Source organism: Streptomyces sp. NPDC002076, from assembly GCF_053593835.1.
This window is the reverse complement of sequence record NZ_JBSFDI010000007.1, coordinates 42,870-58,076: the sequence shown is the minus strand read 5'-3', so window position 1 is coordinate 58,076 and position 15,207 is coordinate 42,870. Positions and strand designations below refer to the sequence as shown.

The 15,207-nt window shown below is 68.9% G+C and carries 17 protein-coding genes; all 17 read right to left on the bottom strand.

Annotated elements, in window-relative coordinates; all coding sequences use genetic code 11:
• Positions 1-54 precede the first annotated feature (54 nt).
• The 17 genes from ACWCQS_RS16825 to rpmE all read right to left on the bottom strand — a co-directional run bounded on the left by ACWCQS_RS16825 (position 55) and on the right by rpmE (position 15,194).
• Positions 55-501 carry a DUF2550 domain-containing protein gene (locus ACWCQS_RS16825; RefSeq protein WP_351215662.1) on the bottom strand — a complete coding sequence of 149 codons (447 nt, stop codon included), beginning with the start codon at positions 499-501 and terminating at the stop codon, positions 55-57.
• A 154-nt stretch (positions 502-655) separates the two neighbouring features.
• A complete protein-coding gene (locus ACWCQS_RS16820) occupies positions 656-1,030 on the bottom strand; it encodes a F0F1 ATP synthase subunit epsilon (RefSeq protein ID WP_031171909.1) in 375 nt (124 codons plus the stop codon).
• Between the two features lie 112 nt (positions 1,031-1,142).
• Positions 1,143-2,579 (bottom strand): F0F1 ATP synthase subunit beta, encoded by a 1,437-nt coding sequence (gene atpD / locus ACWCQS_RS16815; protein ID WP_451005122.1) that lies wholly within the window; start codon positions 2,577-2,579, stop codon positions 1,143-1,145.
• Positions 2,580-3,497, bottom strand: coding sequence for a F0F1 ATP synthase subunit gamma (locus tag ACWCQS_RS16810; protein WP_451005121.1), 918 nt, complete (start codon positions 3,495-3,497; stop codon positions 2,580-2,582).
• Between the two features lie 21 nt (positions 3,498-3,518).
• Positions 3,519-5,111 carry a F0F1 ATP synthase subunit alpha gene (gene atpA / locus ACWCQS_RS16805; protein WP_450981272.1) on the bottom strand — a complete coding sequence of 531 codons (1,593 nt, stop codon included), beginning with the start codon at positions 5,109-5,111 and terminating at the stop codon, positions 3,519-3,521.
• A gap of 132 nt (positions 5,112-5,243) precedes the next feature.
• Complete coding sequence (locus ACWCQS_RS16800) at positions 5,244-6,059, bottom strand: F0F1 ATP synthase subunit delta (protein WP_451005120.1); 816 nt, start codon at positions 6,057-6,059, stop codon at positions 5,244-5,246.
• Entirely contained in the window at positions 6,056-6,607 is a 552-nt protein-coding gene (locus tag ACWCQS_RS16795; RefSeq protein ID WP_451005119.1) for a F0F1 ATP synthase subunit B, read from the bottom strand. The genes ACWCQS_RS16800 and ACWCQS_RS16795 overlap by 4 nt, the downstream gene beginning before the upstream one ends.
• Before the next feature lie 40 nt (positions 6,608-6,647).
• Positions 6,648-6,887: an ATP synthase subunit c family protein gene (locus ACWCQS_RS16790; RefSeq protein ID WP_003992984.1), complete on the bottom strand. Its 240-nt coding sequence runs from the start codon at positions 6,885-6,887 to the stop codon at positions 6,648-6,650.
• A 68-nt stretch (positions 6,888-6,955) separates the two neighbouring features.
• Positions 6,956-7,726 carry a F0F1 ATP synthase subunit A gene (atpB, locus tag ACWCQS_RS16785; protein WP_388620883.1) on the bottom strand — a complete coding sequence of 257 codons (771 nt, stop codon included), beginning with the start codon at positions 7,724-7,726 and terminating at the stop codon, positions 6,956-6,958.
• A gap of 273 nt (positions 7,727-7,999) precedes the next feature.
• Positions 8,000-8,437, bottom strand: a complete 438-nt coding sequence (locus ACWCQS_RS16780; protein WP_451005118.1) for a hypothetical protein — start codon at positions 8,435-8,437, stop codon at positions 8,000-8,002.
• 302 nt (positions 8,438-8,739) lie between these two features.
• A complete protein-coding gene (locus ACWCQS_RS16775) occupies positions 8,740-10,059 on the bottom strand; it encodes an MraY family glycosyltransferase (RefSeq protein WP_451005117.1) in 1,320 nt (439 codons plus the stop codon).
• A 151-nt stretch (positions 10,060-10,210) separates the two neighbouring features.
• Positions 10,211-11,449, bottom strand: coding sequence for a serine hydroxymethyltransferase (locus tag ACWCQS_RS16770; protein ID WP_451005116.1), 1,239 nt, complete (start codon positions 11,447-11,449; stop codon positions 10,211-10,213).
• Between the two features lie 90 nt (positions 11,450-11,539).
• Complete coding sequence (locus tag ACWCQS_RS16765) at positions 11,540-12,217, bottom strand: arsenate reductase/protein-tyrosine-phosphatase family protein (RefSeq protein ID WP_388620876.1); 678 nt, start codon at positions 12,215-12,217, stop codon at positions 11,540-11,542.
• A complete protein-coding gene (locus ACWCQS_RS16760) occupies positions 12,214-12,861 on the bottom strand; it encodes an L-threonylcarbamoyladenylate synthase (RefSeq protein ID WP_388620874.1) in 648 nt (215 codons plus the stop codon). The genes ACWCQS_RS16765 and ACWCQS_RS16760 overlap by 4 nt, the downstream gene beginning before the upstream one ends.
• Before the next feature lie 61 nt (positions 12,862-12,922).
• Positions 12,923-13,768 carry a peptide chain release factor N(5)-glutamine methyltransferase gene (prmC, locus tag ACWCQS_RS16755; protein WP_351799915.1) on the bottom strand — a complete coding sequence of 282 codons (846 nt, stop codon included), beginning with the start codon at positions 13,766-13,768 and terminating at the stop codon, positions 12,923-12,925.
• A 31-nt stretch (positions 13,769-13,799) separates the two neighbouring features.
• Positions 13,800-14,867 carry a peptide chain release factor 1 gene (gene prfA, locus ACWCQS_RS16750; protein WP_450981265.1) on the bottom strand — a complete coding sequence of 356 codons (1,068 nt, stop codon included), beginning with the start codon at positions 14,865-14,867 and terminating at the stop codon, positions 13,800-13,802.
• Positions 14,868-14,972: 105 nt separating this feature from the next.
• The gene (gene rpmE / locus ACWCQS_RS16745) at positions 14,973-15,194 is read right to left on the bottom strand and encodes a 50S ribosomal protein L31 (RefSeq protein ID WP_030740744.1); all 222 of its coding nucleotides are present in this window, start codon (positions 15,192-15,194) and stop codon (positions 14,973-14,975) included.
• Positions 15,195-15,207: the final 13 nt, after the last annotated feature.

Genomic DNA, 15,207 nt, shown 5'->3' with positions numbered 1-15,207 from the left:
CACTAAGCGACGTTGACTCTCCCCCGGACTTCGTCCGGGGGAGAGTGAATGTGGCTACGCCACATTCACTCGCTGACCGGGCGGGGCTGCCTCCAGCCACGCGAGGAATCCGGTCAGCGCGTCTTCGCTCATGGCGAGTTCGAGGCGGGTGCCCCGATGGGTACAGGCGAGGACCACCGCGTCGGAGAGCAGCGCCAGTTCCTCCTCGCCCTCGGGCAGCCGGCGGCCGGCCACCTCGATGGCGGCGCGCTCCAGGGTGCGGCGCGGGCGGAAGGCGTAGGAGAAGACGCGGTACCACTCGATGCGGTCGCCGTTGTAGCGGGCGACGCCGTAGGACCAGCCCTTGCCGCCCGCGTCCGGTTTCTCGGCCACGTCCCAGCGCAGGGAACAGTCGAAGGTGCCGCCGGAGCGCTGGATGAGCCTGCGGCGCAGCCCGAACAGGAACAGTCCCACCACCACGAGCGCGACCACGATCCCGCACACAGTCAGAGCGAGGACCATCGGCACCGACCTCCTCGTCTCCTAGGTAGGGGAACTGCTTCTGTCACTGAGTAATGAAACCGGAAAAACACCCACATCTGCCTCAGCCGCGACCGGCACCGGATTGCTCCGGGCCGGCCGCGGCTGAGTGACGTCAACGTACCGCGCGGCTGGTTCAGCGCGCCGCCGCCGCACGCAGGCGGACGTCTGCGCGGCGCTCGGCGGCGGCGTCGCCCTCCGCCTTCGCACGCTCCAGCTCCCGCTCCGTGCGCTGGACATCGATCTCGTCCGACAGCTCGGCGATCTCGGCCAGCAGGGACAGCTTGTTGTCCGCGAACGAGATGAAACCGCCGTGCACCGCGGCGACGACCGTTCCACCGTCACTCGTACGGATGGTCACCGGGCCCGACTCCAGCACACCGAGCAGCGGCTGGTGACCGGGCATGACGCCGATGTCGCCGGACGTGGTGCGCGCGACGACCAGGGTGGCCTCGCCGGACCAGACCTGGCGGTCGGCGGCGACCAGCTCGACGTGCAGCTCAGCAGCCAAGGGTGGCTCCTCGGGTCACCACCCGGCAGGGGCGCCGGGTGTTGGGGTCAATTCTAGTGGGCGTGGATGAGGGGGCGGGACGCACCCGCCCCCTCGGACGAACTCAGGGAGTTCAGGAGACGCCCAGCTCCTTGGCGTTGGCCTTGAGGTCCTCAAGACCACCGCACATGAAGAACGCCTGCTCCGGGAAGTGGTCGTACTCGCCGTCGCAGATCGCGTTGAACGCGGCGATCGTCTCGTCCAGCGGCACGTCCGAACCGTCCACGCCGGTGAACTGCTTGGCGACGTGGGTGTTCTGGGACAGGAAGCGCTCCACGCGACGGGCACGGTGGACGACGAGCTTGTCCTCCTCGCCGAGCTCGTCGATACCGAGGATCGCGATGATGTCCTGCAGGTCCTTGTACTTCTGCAGGATGTTCTTCACGCGCATGGCCGCGCTGTAGTGGTCCTGCGCGATGTAGCGCGGGTCCAGGATCCGGGACGTCGAGTCCAGCGGGTCCACGGCCGGGTAGATGCCCTTCTCGGAGATCGGACGGGACAGCACCGTCGTCGCGTCGAGGTGGGCGAAGGTGGTCGCCGGGGCCGGGTCGGTCAGGTCGTCGGCGGGGACGTAGATCGCCTGCATCGAGGTGATCGAGTGACCGCGGGTCGAGGTGATGCGCTCCTGCAGGATGCCCATCTCGTCGGCCAGGTTCGGCTGGTAACCCACCGCGGACGGCATACGGCCGAGCAGCGTGGAGACCTCGGAACCGGCCTGCGTGAAGCGGAAGATGTTGTCGATGAAGAACAGCACGTCCTGCTTCTGGACGTCACGGAAGTACTCGGCCATGGTCAGGCCGGCCAGCGCGACGCGCAGACGGGTGCCCGGGGGCTCGTCCATCTGGCCGAAGACCAGCGCGGTCTTGTCGATGACGCCCGAGTCGGTCATCTCCTCGATGAGGTCGTTGCCCTCACGGGTGCGCTCACCGACACCGGCGAACACGGAGACACCCTCGTGGTTGTTGGCGACACGGTAGATCATCTCCTGGATGAGCACCGTCTTGCCGACGCCGGCGCCGCCGAACAGGCCGATCTTGCCGCCCTTGACGTACGGGGTGAGCAGGTCGATGACCTTGACGCCCGTCTCGAACATCTCGGTCTTGGACTCGAGCTCGTCGAAGTTCGGGGCCTTGCGGTGGATCGGCCAGCGCTCGCCGTCGTAGGTCTCGTCGACGTTCAGCACCTCACCGAGGGTGTTGAACACCTTGCCCTTGGTGAAGTCGCCGACCGGCACCGAGATCGGCGCGCCGGTGTCGACGACCGGGGCCTGGCGGACCAGACCGTCGGTGGGCTGCATGGAGATCGCGCGGACCAGGCCGTCACCCAGGTGCTGGGCGACCTCCAGGGTCAGCGTCTTCTTCTCGCCCGCGTTGGCCGGGTCGGCGACCTCGACGTGCAGGGCCTGGTAGATGTCCGGCATCGCGTCGACGGGGAACTCCACGTCGACGACCGGGCCGATGACCCGGGCGACGCGGCCCGTAGCCGTCGCGGTCTCAACAGTGGTGGTCATTTATCGGTCACTCCCCGCGGTCGCGTCGGCCAGGGCGCTCGCGCCACCGACGATCTCGCTGATTTCCTGGGTGATTTCGGCCTGGCGGGCCGCGTTGGCAAGCCGGGTGAGGTTCTCGATGAGCTCACCGGCGTTGTCGGTGGCCGACTTCATCGCGCGCCGCGTGGCGGCGTGCTTCGAAGCGGCCGACTGGAGCAGCGCGTTGTAGATACGGCTCTCCACGTAGCGCGGCAGCAGGGCGTCGAGGACGTCCTCCGCCGAGGGCTCGAAGTCGTACAGCGGGAGGATCTCCCCCTTGGGGTGAGCCTCCTCGGCGACCTCTTCGAGGCGCAGCGGCAGCAGCCGGGCGTCCAGCGCCGTCTGCGTCATCATCGAGACGAACTCGGTGAAGACGATGTGGAGTTCGTCCACACCACCCTGAGCCGTGTCCTTCTCGATGGCCTCGATCAGGGGCGCCGCGACCTTCTTGGCGTCCGCGTACGACGGCTCGTCCGTGAAGCCCGTCCACGACTCCGCGATCTTGCGCTCACGGAAGTTGTAGTGGGCGACACCGCGCCGGCCGACGATGTACGTGTCGACCTGCTTGCCCTCGCGCTCCAGGCGCTCGGTCAGCTGCTCCGCCGTCTTGATGGCGTTGGAGTTGAAGGCGCCGGCCAGACCGCGGTCGCTCGTGAGGAGCAGGACCGCGGCACGGGTCGGGTTCTCCGCCTCCGTGGTGAGCGGGTGCTTGGTGTTCGAGCCGGTGCCGACCGCCGTGACCGCGCGCGTCAGCTCGGTCGCGTACGGCGTGGAGGCCGCCACCTTGCGCTGCGCCTTGACGACGCGCGAGGCGGCGATCATCTCCATCGCCTTGGTGATCTTCTTGGTCGCGCTGACGGATCGGATGCGACGCTTGTAGACCCGGAGCTGGGCTCCCATGAGTCAGGTCCCTTCCTTACGTCACTTGGCGGCAGCGGCAGGGACGTCCTCGCCGAGCAGCTTGCCGTCCGAGGTCTCGAACTGCTTCTTGAACTCGGCCACCGCGTCGTCGATCGCCTGGATCGTGTCGTCGGACATCTTGGCGCCCTCCTTGATGGAGGTCATCAGGCCCTGGTGCTTCCGGTGCAGGAAGTCGATCAGTTCCTTCTCGAAGCGGCGGATGTCGGCGACCGGCACGTCGTCCATACGGCCGTTGGTGCCGGCCCAGACGGAGACGACCTGGTCCTCGGTGGCCATCGGCTGGTACTGGTCCTGCTTCAGCAGCTCGACCATGCGCGAACCGCGCTCCAGCTGCGCCTTCGAGGCCGCGTCCAGGTCGGAACCGAAGGCGGCGAACGCCTCCAGCTCACGGAACTGGGCGAGGTCGACACGGAGCCGGCCGGAGACCTGGCGCATCGCCTTGTGCTGCGCGGAACCACCGACTCGGGAGACGGAGATACCGACGTTCAGCGCGGGGCGCTGACCGGCGTTGAACAGGTCCGACTCCAGGAAGCACTGGCCGTCGGTGATGGAGATGACGTTGGTCGGGATGAACGCCGAGACGTCGTTGGCCTTGGTCTCGACGATCGGCAGACCGGTCATCGAACCGGCACCCATGTCGTCGGAGAGCTTGGCGCAGCGCTCCAGCAGCCGGGAGTGCAGGTAGAAGACGTCACCCGGGTAGGCCTCACGGCCCGGCGGGCGGCGCAGCAGCAGGGACACGGCGCGGTAGGCGTCGGCCTGCTTCGAGAGGTCGTCGAAGATGATCAGGACGTGCTTGCCCTGGTACATCCAGTGCTGGCCGATGGCCGAACCGGTGTACGGCGCCAGGTACTTGAAGCCGGCCGGGTCGGACGCCGGGGCGGCGACGATGGTCGTGTACTCCAGGGCGCCGTTCTCCTCCAGCGCGCGGCGCACGCCGGCGATGGTGGAGCCCTTCTGGCCGATGGCGACGTAGATGCAGCGGACCTGCTTCTTGGGGTCGCCGGTGCGCCAGTTGTCGCGCTGGTTGATGATCGTGTCGACGGCCAGGGCGGTCTTGCCGGTCTGGCGGTCACCGATGATCAGCTGACGCTGACCGCGGCCGATCGGGGTCATCGCGTCGACGGCCTTGTAGCCCGTCTCCATCGGCTCGTGCACCGACTTGCGCTGCATGACCGTGGGGGCCTGCAGCTCAAGCGCACGGCGGCTGTCGGTCTCGATCTCGCCGAGGCCGTCGATCGGGTTGCCGAGCGGGTCGACGACACGGCCGAGGTAGCCCTCGCCGACCGCGACGGAGAGGACCTCACCGGTGCGCTGCACCGGCTGACCCTCCTCGATGCCGCTGAACTCACCGAGGACGATGGCACCGATCTCGCGCTCCTCGAGGTTGAGGGCGAGGCCGAGGGTGCCGTCCTCGAACTTCAGCAGTTCGTTGGCCATGGCCGAGGGAAGACCCTCGATCTTCGCGATGCCGTCGCCGGCAAGGGTGACCGTACCGACCTCCTCGCGCGAGGCCGCGTCCGGCTTGTACGACTGGACAAAGTTCTCCAGCGCGTCCCGGATCTCCTCCGGCCGGATCGTGAGCTCCGCCATCTGGGTTCCCTGCTCTCCTTGTTGGGCCCGAAGTTTCACTTGGGGGGTCTGGGGGCGACCCCCAGGAATCCTCTGCACGGCCCAACCAGGGCCGTAAGTACGTACTGCTTTTCTCGAAATATCGAGTTGCTGCTAGCTCGCCATGCGGCGGGCGGCGTCATCCAGCCGGTCCGCGAGGGAGCCGTTGATGACCTCGTCACCGACCTGCACCCGGATACCGCCGATGACCTCGGGGTCCACGTCCAGGTTGAGGTGCATCCGACGGCCGTAGAGCTTGGCGAGGGCGGCGCCGAGGCGCTGCTTCTGGCCGTCGCTCAGCGGCACCGCCGAGGTGACGACGGCGACCATGCGGTCCCGGCGCTCGGCGGCCAGCTTGGACATGGACTCCAGTCCCGCTTCCAGGCTACGTCCACGCGGCGCGGTCACAAGGCGCACCACCAGACGCTCGGTGACCGGCTTGGCCCGTCCGCCGAGCAGCCGGTGCAGCAGCTCCGTCTTGGCCGCCGTGCCGGCGGCGCGGTCGGTCAGCGCGGCGCGCAGCTCGGTGCTGGAGGAGACGATCCGGCCGAACCGGAACAGCTCGTCCTCGACGTCGTCGAGGGTGCCCGTCCTCTCCGCGGCCGTGAGGTCGGCGATGCTCGCCAGCTCCTCCAGCGCGTCCACCAGGTCGCGGGGCTGCGACCAGCGGGAGCGCGCCATCCCGGCCACCAGGTCGGCGGTCGCGCCGCTGACCTGGGCACCGAGCAGACGCTGGACCAGCTCCGCCTTGGCCTCTGCGGGCTGCGCCGGGTCGGTGAGGACCCGGCGCAGGCCGGCCTCGCGGTCGAGCAGCGCGGTGACGGCCGCCAGCTCGTCGGCGAGCGAAGCGGCGTCGACGGACGTGGAGTCCGTCAGCGCGTCGAGACGCTCACGTGCGGCTGCCAGGGCCTCGCGGCTCGCTCCGTTCATCGCGTGGCCTCGGCCTTCTCCTCGAGCTCGTCGAGGAAGCGGTCGATCACACGGCTCTGCCGGGCGTGGTCCTCGAGGGACTCGCCGACGAGCTTGCCGGCCAGTTCGGTGGCGAGCCTGCCGACGTCCTGACGCAGCGTCTGCGCGGCGGCCTTGCGGTCGGCCTCGATCTGGGCGTGACCTGCGGTGACGATCTCCTCGCGCTGCCGCTGGCCCTCGGCCCGCATCTCGGCGATGAGGGCGGCACCCTGCTCCTGCGCCTCCTGGCGCAGGCGCGCGGCCTCGTGCCGGGCCTCGGCGAGCTGGGCCTTGTACTGCTCAAGGACGCTCTGGGCCTCCACCTTCATGGCGTCGGCCTCTTCGATGCCGCCTTCGATCGCCGCGCGACGCTCCTCCAGAACCTTGTTGATGTTCGGAAGCAGCTTCTTCCAGAAGAAGAAGAACACGATGGCGAAGGCGATGGTGCCGACGAGCAGCTCGGGGCCCTCGGGAATGAGCGGGTTCCCGCCCTTCTCCGGAGCCGCCAGCTGTACCAGGTTGGCGATCACATCAGTGCCTTTCGTCGATACGTGTCGGTGAGGGAAGTCTTTACTTCACACCGAACACGAACGGCATGACGATGCCGATCAGGGCGAGCGCCTCACAGAAGGCGAAGCCGAGGATCTGGTTGGCGCGGATCAGACCCGCGGCCTCGGGCTGACGGGCGAGCGCCTGGGTGCCGTTGCCGAAGATGATGCCGACGCCGATGCCGGGGCCGATGGCCGAGAGGCCGTAACCGACGGAACCGATGGAACCGGAGACAGCGGCGAGGGTCTCAGTGGCAGCCATGCTGAATCTTCCTTTTCTTTACGGACCGGTGGGGGTTGGCCACCGGACGACCTGGGGGTGGGGGCGGCTCAGTGGTGCTCGGCGAGAGCGCCCTGAACGTAGGAGCAGGCCAGCAGTACGAAGACGTACGCCTGGACGGCCTGGACGAAAAGCTCGAAGCAGATCATGGCCATCGTCATCACGAAGGAGACGCCGGCGGCCGGGATCATCCAGCTGTTCAGCAGGTACCAGGAGGCGACGGTGAACATCACCAGCATCAGGTGACCGGCGAACATGTTGGCGAAGAGTCGCACCGCGTGCGTGAACGGGCGGACCAGCAGGTTCGAGAAGAACTCGATGAGCATGACCAGCGGGAGCACCGCGCCGAGCGACTTGTCGTAGCCGGTCACGTTCTTGAAGAAGCCGACGAAACCGTGTCGCTTGAAGGTCAGCCCGACCCAGAGGATCCAGACGATCACGGCCAGCACCATCGGGTAGGCGATGATCGAGGCGACCGGGAACTGCGCCAGCGGGACCACGGACCAGACGTTCATGATCCAGACGAAGAAGAAGAGGGAGACCATGAACGGCACCCACTTCTCGCCCTCGCGCTTGCCGAGGGTCTCGTACACGATGCCGCGGCGCACGAAGTCGTAGCCGGCCTCGCCGATCATCTGCAGCTTGCCCGGGACGACCTTGGCGTTGCCGAAGGCGGACCAGAAGAAGCCGACGACGAGCGCGGTGGTGATGAGCGCGAGCAGCATCACCTTGTTGAAGTCGAAGCCCCCGACCGTGGCGATCGGCTTGAACAGGAACGAGTGCAGGCCCGGAGCCGGGAAGCCACACCCATTGTCGGACATGATCCGACAACTCCAGTCAAAGGCGAGCTGGGTCTGGTCAGCACTCACCGCGGGCTCCTTCGGCGTGACGCATGGGTACGGCAACCTCGTTGTGTCGGCGCGGCGCGCGGCCGCGGATCGGCACCGGACTGGTGTTACGGATGTGGGGGCGGCTGGGGGGCATCGAGCCTCGCGATCGAGCAGGCGTCAGCTCAGATGCCCGCGCCCGCGATGCCGCAGTTGGCACCGGACGATAGCAGGAGATCTCACAGGCCTTTATCCCGCCCCTACCCCTCACGACGACGGCCCTGTCTTCTCGGACTTGTCGCTCTTCGCGGAGTCGGGGTCGATGTAGAAGATCTTGGCCTTCAGGTGCGCGCGGGCCTGCGCGGCCATCCACGCGACGGTCGTGACCACGATCCCCACGGCGAACGCCTTGCCGTTGAAGAGGGAGGTGCCTTTGAAGACGGCGACGAAGATGAAGAGGAGCAGCAGCTGGGCCATGTAGAGCATGAGGCCCATCGCCTGGAAGAGCTGCGGGAGAGTTTTTGCCGTCCACTGCAGCACGTAGAGGCCGATTCCCATGAACAGGACGGCCAGTACCGTGCCGACGGCCGCACCGAGCGCACCCTTGCCCCCCGCGACCGCGGCGCTCACGGCGACGGCGATCGCGCCTGCAGCTGCTGCGGGCACAGCGATCTGCAGAAGGTTCCGGGCGTCATTGGACGGCATGGCGGCAACTCCGCTTTCACAGGGGGCAGGGTGTCGTCATGGACGAGCGTAGTCCCGGGCTGAGTGATCGAGACCTCACACCAATGGACCGTCGCACTACGGTCCTTCGGTTCTCTCCGGGGTTCTCGTGAACCGTATCACAAACTATTTGATGAGGTCTTTACCCGTCACGTGTGCTTACTGTCACACATGAGACTGACGGCGCGCGTCTGTGCAAAAACCGGGCCCACTTGTCTGGTATTGGGGGACTATGCTCCCCCACGAGTTGGCAATGCTCTAGTCAGATTCTTACCTTGCGCGGGTCAGCCCCGGTCAAGGAAACGCGAACGAGCGCCGATCGCGGTCGCTCCGTTGACACCCGAGACCCCGGCGGTGACGGGAGCCCGTTCCGGGGCCTCGTGCACCTCCTGCGGCTCCTCGGCCTCGCCTGCCGCGGCGGCCGCGGCAGCACGGCGGAGCAGCCGGTAGCGCGGCGGCACGAAGCGCTGTGCCCACACCGGCACCCGCGGCGTGAAGCGCGGGAGCAGCAGCAGGACCAGACCGACCGCGCTGAGGAACACCACGCCGAGCACGATCCACATCGAGGCCGAGTTGACCGAGTACGCCAGCGCGCCGAAGCCGATCAGCGCCGACCAGAAGTACATGATCAGCACCGCCCGGCTGTGCGAATGGCCGATCTCCAGCAGCCGGTGGTGCAGATGCCCGCGGTCCGCGGCGAACGGCGACTGGCCGCGCCAGGTACGGCGCACGATGGCCAGCACCAGGTCGGCGGCCGGTACGGCGATGATTGTCAGCGGGAGGAGGAGGGGGATGTAGACCGGGACCGTCGCGTGCACCGCGGCCCTCTCGGAACCCACGTACAGGCCCAGCGCGTCCGGGTCCAGCTGACCGGTGATCGAGATCGCACCCGCCGCCAGCACCAGGCCGATCAGCATGGAGCCGGAGTCGCCCATGAAGATCCGCGCGGGGTGCATGTTGTGCGGCAGGAAGCCCAGGCACATGCCCATCAGGATCGCCGCGAACAGGGTCGCCGGGGCGGCGGCCTCGATGCCGTACGAGTACCAGATCCGGTACGAGTACAGGAAGAACGCGGCCGCCGCGATGCAGACCATGCCGGCCGCGAGACCGTCCAGGCCGTCCACGAAGTTCACCGCGTTGATCGTGATGACGACGAGCGCCACGGTCAGCAGCGTGCCCTGCCACTGGGTCAGCGCCACGTTGCCGACGCCGGGGATCGGCAGCCACAGGATGGTGAGACCCTGGACGACCATCACGCCCGCGGCGATCATCTGGCCGCCCAGCTTGATCAGCGCGTCGATCTCGAACTTGTCGTCCAGGACGCCGATCAGCCAGATCAGGGCCGCCCCGGAGAGCAGGGCCCGCGGCTCGTTCGACTTCGCGAAGACCTCGTTGAGGTTGGTCAGATGGTCCGCGACCAGCAGGCCCGCGCACAGTCCGAAGAACATGGCGATACCGCCGAGGCGCGGAGTGGGTTCCCGGTGCACGTCACGCGCCCGGATCTCCGGCATCGCCCCGGCCACGATCGCGAACTTCCGTACCGGCCCTGTCAGCAGATACGTCACCGCGGCCGTGATGCAGAGCGTCAGCAGGTATTCACGCACAGGCTTCCCCACGGGTCTCGCTGGCCATCACAGCCCCACACCCTAGCGATGGACGTATATGGATGGGGACTTCCGGGTAGCCACGATGGTTGCACGCCCGGCTGTGAACCACGGCGCACACCGGGGTGTACGGGGCATCGCCTACCCCCGTTCAGGCCGGATACGGCGGAAAGGCACCTGTGAGAGAGCGCACCTCGTCCCGTGCCGCGGCCGGCTCGGTCGCGCCGCGCAGCACGGCCGCCATCAGCGCGGCGATCCGCACCATCTCCGGCTCTCCCATGCCCTGCGTGGTCACCGCGGCCGTGCCCAGGCGCAGGCCGCGGCCGTCGCCGTGCGGCAGCGCGCAGCAGTCCAGGACGATCCCGGCGGCGGCGAGCCGGCCGCGCGCGCTGCGGCCGTCCACGCCCAGCGGGGCCGGGTCAGCGGTGATCAGATGGGTGTCCGTGCCGCCGGTGGTGACCGTGAGGCCCTCGGCGGCCAGGTGACCGGCGAGGACCCGTGCGTTGGCGACCACCTGATGGGCGTACACGGCGAAGGCCGGTGTCGCCGCCTCGCCGAACGCGACGGCCTTCGCGGCGATCGTGTGCATCTGTGCGCCGCCCTGGGTGAAGGGGAACACCGCACGGTCGACGCGTTCGGCCAGTTCGCTCCCGCACAGGATCATCCCGCCGCGCGGACCGCGCAGCACCTTGTGGGTGGTCGCGCACACGATGTCGGCGTAGGGCACCGGGTTCGGCGCCGCGCCGCCGGCGACCAGCCCGATGGGGTGCGCGGCGTCGGCGATCAGATAGGCCCCGACCTCGTCGGCGACCTCGCGGAAGAAGGCGTAGTCGATGTGCCGGGGATAGGCGATCGAGCCGCACACGATCGCCTTCGGACGGTGGTTGCGGGCGAGGTGACGCACCTGGTCGTGATCGATAAGGCCGGTCTCCGCGTCCACGCCGTACCCGACGAAGTCGAACCAGCGGCCGGAGAAGTTCGCGGGCGAGCCGTGGGTGAGATGACCGCCGTAGTGCAGGCCGAGGGCGAGGACGGTGTCGCCGGGGCGCAGCAGGGCGGCGTAGGCGGCCAGGACGGCCGAGGAGCCGGAGTGGGACTGGACGTTGGCGTGCTCGGCGCCGAACAGCTCCCTGGCCCGGTCGATGGCGGCGCGTTCGGCGAGGTCCACGATCTCGCAGCCGCCGTGGTGCCGGGCGCCTGGATAGCCTTCGGCGTACTTGTTGGCGAGGGCGGAGCCGAGGGCGGCGAGCACGGCCGGCGAGCAGAAGTTCTCGGCGGCGATCAGCTGCAGGGTGGTGGACTGCCGGTCCAGTTCCGCGAGCAGGATCTCGGCCATCGCCGGGTCCTGCCGCCGCAGGACGTCGGTCTCGAGGGTATGGGTGACCGACATGGCGGGCTCCCGGGCGGTCGACGGTGACGTGTTCCCAATGTAGGCCGGGGATGTGCGGTATGCCCGGTATTGCAGCTCTTTACGGGGCGCTCACGTCCGCGCCGCCACCCCGGTCAGCGCCGTCACCACCGGGTCCAGCGCCTGGTGTATCTCGTCCCCGATCGACCGGAAGAACGTCAGGGGCGCCCCGTACGGGTCGTGGACCTCGTCCGCCTCCGCGGTGGGGGCCAGCAGCCACCCGCGTAGAGCCGCCGCCGCACGCACCAGGGCTCGGGCGCGCATGACAACGCCGTCGTCCAGGGGCGGCAGGGTGGCCGGATCTATCGCCCGGACCAGCCGGGTGAACTCCTTCAGGGTGAAGGTGCGCAGGCCCGCCGAATGGCCCATGGAGATGACCTGCGCGCGGTGGTCGCGGGTGGCGGTGAGCACCAGGTCGGCCCTGATCACGTGCTCGTCCAGCAGCTCCCGTCCGAAGAAGCCGGAGGCGTCCGCGCCGAAGTCGGCCAGCACGGTCTCCGCGTTGGCCTCCATCGGCGCGCCCTCGTGGCCCCAGGTTCCCGCGCTCTCCACGATCAGCCCGCCGCCGAGCACGCCGAGCCGCTCCGCCACGAAATGGCGGGTCAGCCGCTCGGTGATGGGCGAGCGGCACACATTGCCGGTGCTGACGTGGAGGATGCGGAAGGTGTCGCGCGGAAAGCCGAACGTCGTCGTCTGCTCCGCGACACGCTCCCCTATGCCTATGCCACGCCCCGCTTCAGGGGCCGTCAATTCGCCACCTCGAGGTCGGGTACGACCTTGCGCAGCTCCTCCGGGGAGAGCGCGCCCTCGCGCAGCAGCACCGGCACCGGGCCGCTGACGTCCACGATGGAGGACGGCACGTTGGCCGGGGTGGGGCCGCCGTCGAGGTAGACGGAGACGGAGTCGCCGAGCATCTCCTGCGCGGCGTCGCAGTTCTCCGGCGCCGGGTGGCCGGTGAGGTTGGCGGAGGACACGGCCATGGGGCCGACCTCGGTGAGCAGCTCGATGGCGACGGGGTGCAGGGGCATGCGGACGGCCACCGTGCCGCGGGTGTCGCCGAGGTCCCACTGCAGGGACGGCTGGTGCTTGGCGACGAGGGTCAGGGCGCCCGGCCAGAACGCGTCGACCAGTTCCCAGGCCAGCTCGGAGAAGTCCGTGACGAGGCCGTGCAGGGTGTTCGGGGAGCCGATGAGGACAGGGGTGGGCATATTGCGGCCCCGGCCCTTGGCGGCGAGCAGGTCGGCGACCGCCTCCGAGGAGAACGCGTCGGCGCCGATGCCGTACACCGTGTCGGTCGGGAGCACCACCAGCTCGCCCCGGCGGACCGCGGACGCGGCTTCACGCAGACCCGTCACGCGGTCGGTCGCGTCGTTGGTGTCGTATCGCCGTGCCATGTCTAGCGGGCCTCCTCGTACACGTACTGCTGAACTTCGAAAAGGACTGATGTCGGGGTGCTCACGGCAGCGCCTTGCGGGCGGTCGCGAACCGGGGGCGCTTGTTGAGGTCGGGGTGGTCGGCCGCGTCGGCCCAGCCCCGCTCCTCGGTGAAGATCCACGGCACCTGGCCGCCCTGGGTGTCGGCGTGCTCGATCACGACGACCCCGCCGGGGCGCAGCAGACGGTGTGCGGTGCGTTCGATGCCGCGGATCAGGTCGAGGCCGTCCTCGCCGGAGAACAGCGCCATCTCGGGGTCGTAGTCGCGGGCCTCGGGCGCCACGTACTCCCACTCCGTGAGCGGGATGTACGGCGGGTTGGAGATCACCAGGTCGACCTGCCCGTCGAGGTCGGGGAAGGCCGTCAGGGCGTCCCCCTGGCGCAGATCGACCCTGGACCCCGCGACGTTCTTCCGCGTCCACACCAGGGCGTCCTCGGACAGCTCCACGGCGTGCACGCGCGAGCGCGGGACCTCCTGGGCGAGGGCGAGCGCGATGGCGCCGGAGCCGGTGCACAGATCGACGATGCACGGCTCGACGACGTCCATGGCCCGTACGGCGTCTATGGCCCAGCCGACCACGGACTCGGTCTCCGGCCGCGGCACGAACACGCCCGGCCCCACCTGGAGTTCCAGGTATCGGAAGTAGGCCCGCCCGGTGATGTGCTGCAGCGGCTCGCGCTGCTCACGCCGGGCGATGACCTCCCAGTACCGGGCGTCGAAGTCCGAGTCCTTCACGGAGTGCAGTGCGCCGCGCTTCACGCCGTGCACGAACGCGGCGAGCTCCTCCGCGTCGGTACGCGGCGAGGGCACGCCGGCGTCGGCCAGCCGCTGGGTGGCCTGGGCCACCTCCGCGAGCAGCAGGTTCACGCGAGTCCTCCGTGTCGTGCTCGTACGTGTCTTACGCCGCGGCCAGCTTCGCCGCCGAGTCGGCGTCGACGCAGGCCTGGATGACCGCGTCGAGGTCGCCGTCCAGGACCTGGTCCAGGTTGTACGCCTTGAAGCCGACGCGGTGGTCCGAGATGCGGTTCTCCGGGAAGTTGTAGGTGCGGATCTTCTCGGAGCGGTCCACCGTGCGGACCTGGCTGCGGCGGGCGTCGGCGGCCTCCCGCTCGGCCTCCTCCTGCGCCATGGCGAGCAGCCTGGAGCGCAGGATACGCAGCGCCTGCTCCTTGTTCTGCAGCTGGCTCTTCTCGTTCTGGCAGGAGGCCACGACCCCGGTCGGGAGGTGCGTGATGCGCACCGCGGAGTCGGTGGTGTTGACCGACTGGCCGCCCGGGCCGGAGGAGCGGTACACGTCGATGCGGAGGTCGTTCGGGTTGATCTCCACGTCCACCTCCTCGGCTTCCGGGGTCACGAGGACACCGGCGGCGGAGGTGTGGATACGGCCCTGCGACTCGGTCGCCGGCACCCGCTGCACGCGGTGCACACCGCCCTCGTACTTCAGCCGGGCCCACACGCCCTGGCCGGGTTCGAGCTGGCCGCGGGCCTTCACCGCGACCTGGACGTCCTTGTAGCCGCCCAGCTCGGACTCGGTGGCGTCGATGATCTCGGTCTTCCAGCCGACGCGCTCGGCGTAGCGCAGGTACATGCGCAGCAGGTCGCCGGCGAACAGGGCCGACTCGTCGCCGCCCGCGCCCGCCTTGATCTCCAGAATGACGTCCTTGTCGTCACTCGGGTCGCGCGGGATCAGCAGGAAGCGGAGCTTCTCCGTGAGTTCCTCGCGCTGCTTCTCCAGGTCCTTGACCTCGGCCGCGAAGTCGGGGTCGTCGGCCGCGAACTCGCGCGCGGTCTCGATGTCGTCGCCGGCCTGCTTCCAGGAGCGGTACGTGGCGACGATCGGGGTCAGCTCGGCGTAGCGCTTGTTCAGCTTGCGCGCGTTCGCCTGGTCGGCGTGGACCGATGGGTCGGCGAGCTTCGTCTCCAGATCGGCGTGCTCGGCGACGAGTTCGTCGACGGCCTCGAACATCTTGGGCTCCTGTACTGCGGTGAAGGGAAGGGCGGGCGACCAAAAACGCCGGTCCCGGGCACACCCCCGCGAGGGCGTGACCGTGGACCGGCGAAATGGGGCTCGCTACTTCTTGGAGCCGGCGGCCTTGCCGAAGCGGGCCTCGAAGCGGGCCACACGGCCACCGGTGTCGAGGATCTTCTGCTTGCCCGTGTAGAACGGGTGGCACTCGGAGCAGACCTCGGCCCGGATGGTGCCGGACTCGATGGTGCTGCGGGTGGTGAACGACGCGCCACAGGTGCAGCTGACCTGCGTCTCGACGTACGCGGGGTGGATGTCGCGCTTCAAGGTGTCTCCTAGG

Coding starts and splice junctions, on each gene's coding strand:
- ACWCQS_RS16825 (WP_351215662.1), bottom strand. CDS start 501: ATGGTCCTCGCTCTGACTGTGTGCGGGATCGTGGTCGCGCTCGTGGTG.
- atpB (WP_388620883.1), bottom strand. CDS start 7,726: ATGTCCGACAATGGGTGTGGCTTCCCGGCTCCGGGCCTGCACTCGTTC.
- prfA (WP_450981265.1), bottom strand. CDS start 14,867: ATGTTCGAGGCCGTCGACGAACTCGTCGCCGAGCACGCCGATCTGGAG.
- ACWCQS_RS16790 (WP_003992984.1), bottom strand. CDS start 6,887: ATGGCTGCCACTGAGACCCTCGCCGCTGTCTCCGGTTCCATCGGTTCC.
- ACWCQS_RS16770 (WP_451005116.1), bottom strand. CDS start 11,449: ATGTCGGTCACCCATACCCTCGAGACCGACGTCCTGCGGCGGCAGGAC.
- ACWCQS_RS16800 (WP_451005120.1), bottom strand. CDS start 6,059: ATGAACGGAGCGAGCCGCGAGGCCCTGGCAGCCGCACGTGAGCGTCTC.
- atpA (WP_450981272.1), bottom strand. CDS start 5,111: ATGGCGGAGCTCACGATCCGGCCGGAGGAGATCCGGGACGCGCTGGAG.
- ACWCQS_RS16760 (WP_388620874.1), bottom strand. CDS start 12,861: ATGGCACGGCGATACGACACCAACGACGCGACCGACCGCGTGACGGGT.
- atpD (WP_451005122.1), bottom strand. CDS start 2,579: ATGACCACCACTGTTGAGACCGCGACGGCTACGGGCCGCGTCGCCCGG.
- ACWCQS_RS16810 (WP_451005121.1), bottom strand. CDS start 3,497: ATGGGAGCCCAGCTCCGGGTCTACAAGCGTCGCATCCGATCCGTCAGC.
- ACWCQS_RS16780 (WP_451005118.1), bottom strand. CDS start 8,437: ATGCCGTCCAATGACGCCCGGAACCTTCTGCAGATCGCTGTGCCCGCA.